Genomic DNA, 386 nt, shown 5'->3' with positions numbered 1-386 from the left:
GTCTAGCGGCCGAGCAGCGCCTGTAGCGTCTCGATGCGGTCGGCCTCGTTGGCCGGCTTGTCCCAGCGCAGCCGCGAAATGCGGGGAAAGCGCATGGCGACGCCGGATTTGTGCCGGGTCGAGCGGTTCAGCCCTTCGAAGGCGACTTCCAGCACAAGGCCGTTGTCGCGGTCAGCCCGCACCGAGCGCACCGGCCCGAAACGCTCGATCGTGTTGTCGCGGACATATTTGTCGATCTGCTTCAACTCCTCGTCGGTGAAGCCGAAATAGGCCTTGCCGACCGGCACCAGTTCCTCTTCCCCTTCGGCACCTGTCCAGACGCCGAACGTATAGTCGGAATAGAAGCTCGAGCGTTTGCCGTGGCCGCGCTGGGCATACATCAGCAC

1 pseudogene is annotated in these 386 nt (G+C 63.7%); it reads right to left on the bottom strand.

From position 1 onward, the window contains the following. Window positions 1–2 precede the first annotated feature (2 nt). A pseudogene (locus EN939_RS37800) lies at window positions 3–386 on the bottom strand (cisplatin damage response ATP-dependent DNA ligase); the annotation flags it as partial.

The sequence above is a fragment of the Mesorhizobium sp. M7A.F.Ca.CA.002.05.1.1 genome (assembly GCF_003998335.1).
Taxonomy (GTDB): Bacteria; Pseudomonadota; Alphaproteobacteria; order Rhizobiales; family Rhizobiaceae; genus Mesorhizobium.
This window is presented reverse-complemented; position numbering and strand designations above follow the sequence as displayed.